We start from the raw sequence: 3361 nt of genomic DNA, 5'->3' as shown, positions 1-3361 counted from the left end.
TCCCAATTTCCAATACTCAATTTCTAATCACAACTAACAACTCACAGTTATTGGTTGTTGGTTATTGGTTATTGGTTATTGGTTACTCGCTACGAATTCCCAATTTCCAATTCTCAATTTCTAATCACAACTAACAACTCACAGTTATTGGTTGTTGGTTATTGGTTATTGGTTATTGGTTACTCGCTACGAATTCCCAATTTCCAATTCTCAATTTCTAATCACAACTAACAACTCACAGTTATTGGTTGTTGGTTATTGGTTATTGGTTATTGGTTACTCGCTACGAATTCCCAATTTCCAATTCTCAATTTCTAATCACAACTAACAACTAACAACTAACACTCAACACTCAACAGCCAACAGCCAACACTCAACATCAACATCAACAAAAGTGCAACCGGAATTTATATTACCCACAGCGGTAGGCTGGTGCGGCAACGTTGCACCCAAGCCTTGCCGAAGTGTCGAACCATCAGGAAACTGCACGCGCCATTTTCCTAGAATTAATCCCGGAATCGTTACATCTTTCACCGACGAAAATTGATTGTTTTGGGGTAGGGAAACGGCAATGCCCTGTCCGACAATGCTGAGGTCTATTTTTATCTAGCCCTGGGTGATATATTTTGTCCGTACCAGGGCAAAATATAACAAAGCGCTTTCACAAACTCCACTCCCAAACTGCCATGCCTAAAAAAAATCTGATCCCGCTGTTGCTTTTGTTTGCAGTGCTATTTACCCTTTACGGTGACAGTTTAACTTTTCTCCCCAAACCGATAAGAGATACCAGCGTAGCAAGTAGAAAGTTCTTCGTCGGGTTGTGGCCGAATTGGCTGAGACCGAGAGATTTCAACGAGCAAAGAGAACGGGATATTGAAAAATTGCAAAAAACTCCTAATCCCAGTCGATAGTCTTGACCTAGCAGTCAAAACCCGGCTTTTAAACAATACTTAACCATTTCATTGTAGGTTGGGTTAAGCGAAGCAAAACCCTACACTGCAATTTTAGATTGTGGATGATACATCGATACGCTTGGGCTCGAGGATAATTGTAGCGAATTAAATAATTTAGACAAGTTTGTGGGATGGGCGGGACACCCGTCCAGAAAGGATGGGCGGGACACCCGTCCCACAATAACAATAAAGATTGTAAGTTATTTAATTATCATTCCTTAGCCATTTTATTGTAGGTTGGGTTAAGCGAAGCAAAACCCAACAGTACAATTTGAGATTGTGGATTAGAGATTAGAAATTTTTGTCCAATCTCAAATCTCAAATCTCAAATCGATTCAAATTGAGATTTGAGATTTTCCTCCAAGCGGTAAGGTGCAGCGCGCCCTACAGATAGAAGTTCTGCTTCTAGGACTGTTTTAGATTTGTCTTCAAATCTAAAATCGATTAAGCGTGCTTTTTCAACCAGCTAAACATAGCTCGCAAATCTTTGCCAACTTCTTCAATCGGATGTTCTGCTTCCTGACGGCGCATGGAGGTAAAACCCGGTTTGCCGGCTTGGTTTTCGAGAACGAATTCGCGGGCAAATTGACCGGATTGAATTTCGCTGAGAATTTTCCGCATTTCGGCGCGGGTGTCATCGGTGACGATGCGGGGGCCGCGTGTTAAATCGCCGTATTCTGCGGTATTGGAGATGCTGTCGCGCATTTTGGCGAGGCCTCCTTCTACTACTAAGTCAACGATAAGTTTAACTTCGTGCAAGCATTCAAAATAAGCTAATTCCGGTTGGTATCCAGCGTCAACTAAGGTTTCAAATCCAGCTTTAATTAAGGCGCTCAAACCGCCGCACAAAACTACTTGTTCGCCAAAAAGGTCGGTTTCTGTTTCTTCGCGGAAAGTGGTTTCGAGGATGCCGGCTCTGGTGCCGCCGATACCTTTAGCATAGGCCATTGCCCGATCGCGCGCTTGACCGGAAGCATCTTGATATACTGCAAACAAACTCGGAACACCTTCCCCTTGTTCGTAAGTCCGCCGCACCAAGTGTCCGGGGCCTTTGGGGGCTACCATTACTACGTCTACATTGGCTGGGGGCACAACTTGGCCGAAGTGAATGTTAAAACCATGAGCAAATGCTAAAACATTTCCTTCAGAAAGGTTAGGTTCGATTTGTTCTTTGTAAATAGTTTTTTGAACTTCATCGGGCAACAAAATCATGATGAAGTCAGCGGCGGCGGCTGCTTTGTCTACCGGGTGAACAGTTAAACCCGCGTCGGTTGCTTTGGCGGCCGATTTGCTACCGGGATACAAACCGACAACGACATTCATGCCGCTGTCTTTGAGGTTGAGGGCGTGGGCGTGTCCTTGGGAACCGTAGCCAATGATAGCAATTGTTTTGTTGGCTAAGAGGTCTAGGTTAGCGTCCGTGTCGTAATACATACGGGCCATAATGCTTGTCTCCTGAGATGCAAATGGGGTGATTGACTGCAAAACTTTCATTTTATCAAAGTGGAGTGCTTTTTTTGCAGAATTTTTCAGATTAAGATGTGTGCGGGGGAAAATAAAGGTCGATCGCCCTGAATCTAGCAGGGTTTGTCGCGGAGTCTGCGATCGTCAAATATAATTGTCAATAGCTTGCTGTAGTGTTGGAAAAACCTCACATCTTCTTGCATCATTCTCGCTTCACAAGATGCCTGTGAAGCGAGAAAAGTCACTTTTTGTGGAACAGGCCGGACAACCTATTCATAAAAGTTGATTGAGAATGGTGCAACATCTCAAAAAACCCAACTAACTTTTTAAAGATGAAAATAAAATCAATACATCATGTAGCGATTATTTGCTCGGACTACGCAGCATCAAAGCAATTTTATCTAGAAGTATTGGGATGTTCCATTATTAAAGAAACTTTCCGAAGCGAAAGAAATTCTTACAAACTAGATTTGCAAGTCGGAAACGGTGACACCATTGAGCTGTTCTCATTTCCCGACCCTCCCACAAGAGTTAGCAATCCTGAAGCTTGCGGTTTGAGACATTTAGCTTTTGCAGTTGAGGACATTGAAGCATCCGTTGCTTGGTTAAAATCACAACAAGTTGAAGTTGAAGAAATTCGCTTTGACGAGATTACAGAAAGACGGTTTACTTTTTTTAGAGATCCAGACAATTTACCGTTAGAACTTTATGAAATTTAGACAAAATAGCGGTTTAAACTGCGCCAATTTGAGGCAAAGCTAACTGATTTTAAAATGATTGTGCAGCGACAACAAGCGGTAACTAACTGACTAAAAATTCAGGTTTTTGATTGGTTAATATCAAATCCTGTAGCATCGGAACGAGCGAATCGCGAAGACGCTAAGGATCGTCAATTAAATAATTTAGACAAGTTTGTGGGATGGGCGGGAGAGCCCGTCCTTTCT

Annotated in this window: 4 protein-coding genes; 2 read left to right on the top strand and 2 right to left on the bottom strand. The window is 42.7% G+C overall.

Going from position 1 to position 3361, the window contains the following annotated elements; translation table 11 throughout:
- Window positions 1–345 precede the first annotated feature (345 nt).
- On the bottom strand, window positions 346–534 hold the full coding sequence (locus IQ270_RS29140; protein ID WP_193976598.1) for a hypothetical protein: 189 nt from the start codon (window positions 532–534) through the stop codon (window positions 346–348).
- Window positions 535–686: 152 nt separating this feature from the next.
- Between IQ270_RS29140 and IQ270_RS29135 the strand changes: the two genes are divergently transcribed.
- A complete protein-coding gene (locus IQ270_RS29135; protein WP_193976597.1) occupies window positions 687–911 on the top strand; it encodes a hypothetical protein in 225 nt (74 codons plus the stop codon).
- A gap of 486 nt (window positions 912–1397) precedes the next feature.
- Here IQ270_RS29135 and ilvC read toward each other — a convergent pair whose 3' ends face one another.
- The gene (gene ilvC, locus IQ270_RS29130; protein ID WP_193976596.1) at window positions 1398–2396 is read right to left on the bottom strand and encodes a ketol-acid reductoisomerase; all 999 of its coding nucleotides are present in this window, start codon (window positions 2394–2396) and stop codon (window positions 1398–1400) included.
- Between the two features lie 353 nt (window positions 2397–2749).
- On the opposite strand from ilvC, the gene IQ270_RS29125 reads away from it, so the two are divergent.
- Window positions 2750–3136, top strand: a complete 387-nt coding sequence (locus IQ270_RS29125; RefSeq protein ID WP_193976595.1) for a VOC family protein — start codon at window positions 2750–2752, stop codon at window positions 3134–3136.
- Window positions 3137–3361 lie beyond the last annotated feature (225 nt).

This window comes from Microcoleus sp. LEGE 07076 (assembly GCF_015207455.1).
GTDB lineage: Bacteria > Cyanobacteriota > Cyanobacteriia > Cyanobacteriales > Microcoleaceae > Microcoleus.
The sequence above is the reverse complement of the archived record's forward strand: the minus strand, read 5'-3'. Positions and strand labels throughout refer to the sequence as shown.

What these genes read in the sequence shown, in the direction of transcription:
- IQ270_RS29135 (WP_193976597.1), top strand. Translation starts at nt 687, where the DNA reads ATGCCTAAAAAAAATCTGATCCCGCTGTTGCTTTTGTTTGCAGTGCTA.
- ilvC (WP_193976596.1), bottom strand. Translation starts at nt 2,396, where the DNA reads ATGGCCCGTATGTATTACGACACGGACGCTAACCTAGACCTCTTAGCC.
- IQ270_RS29125 (WP_193976595.1), top strand. Translation starts at nt 2,750, where the DNA reads ATGAAAATAAAATCAATACATCATGTAGCGATTATTTGCTCGGACTAC.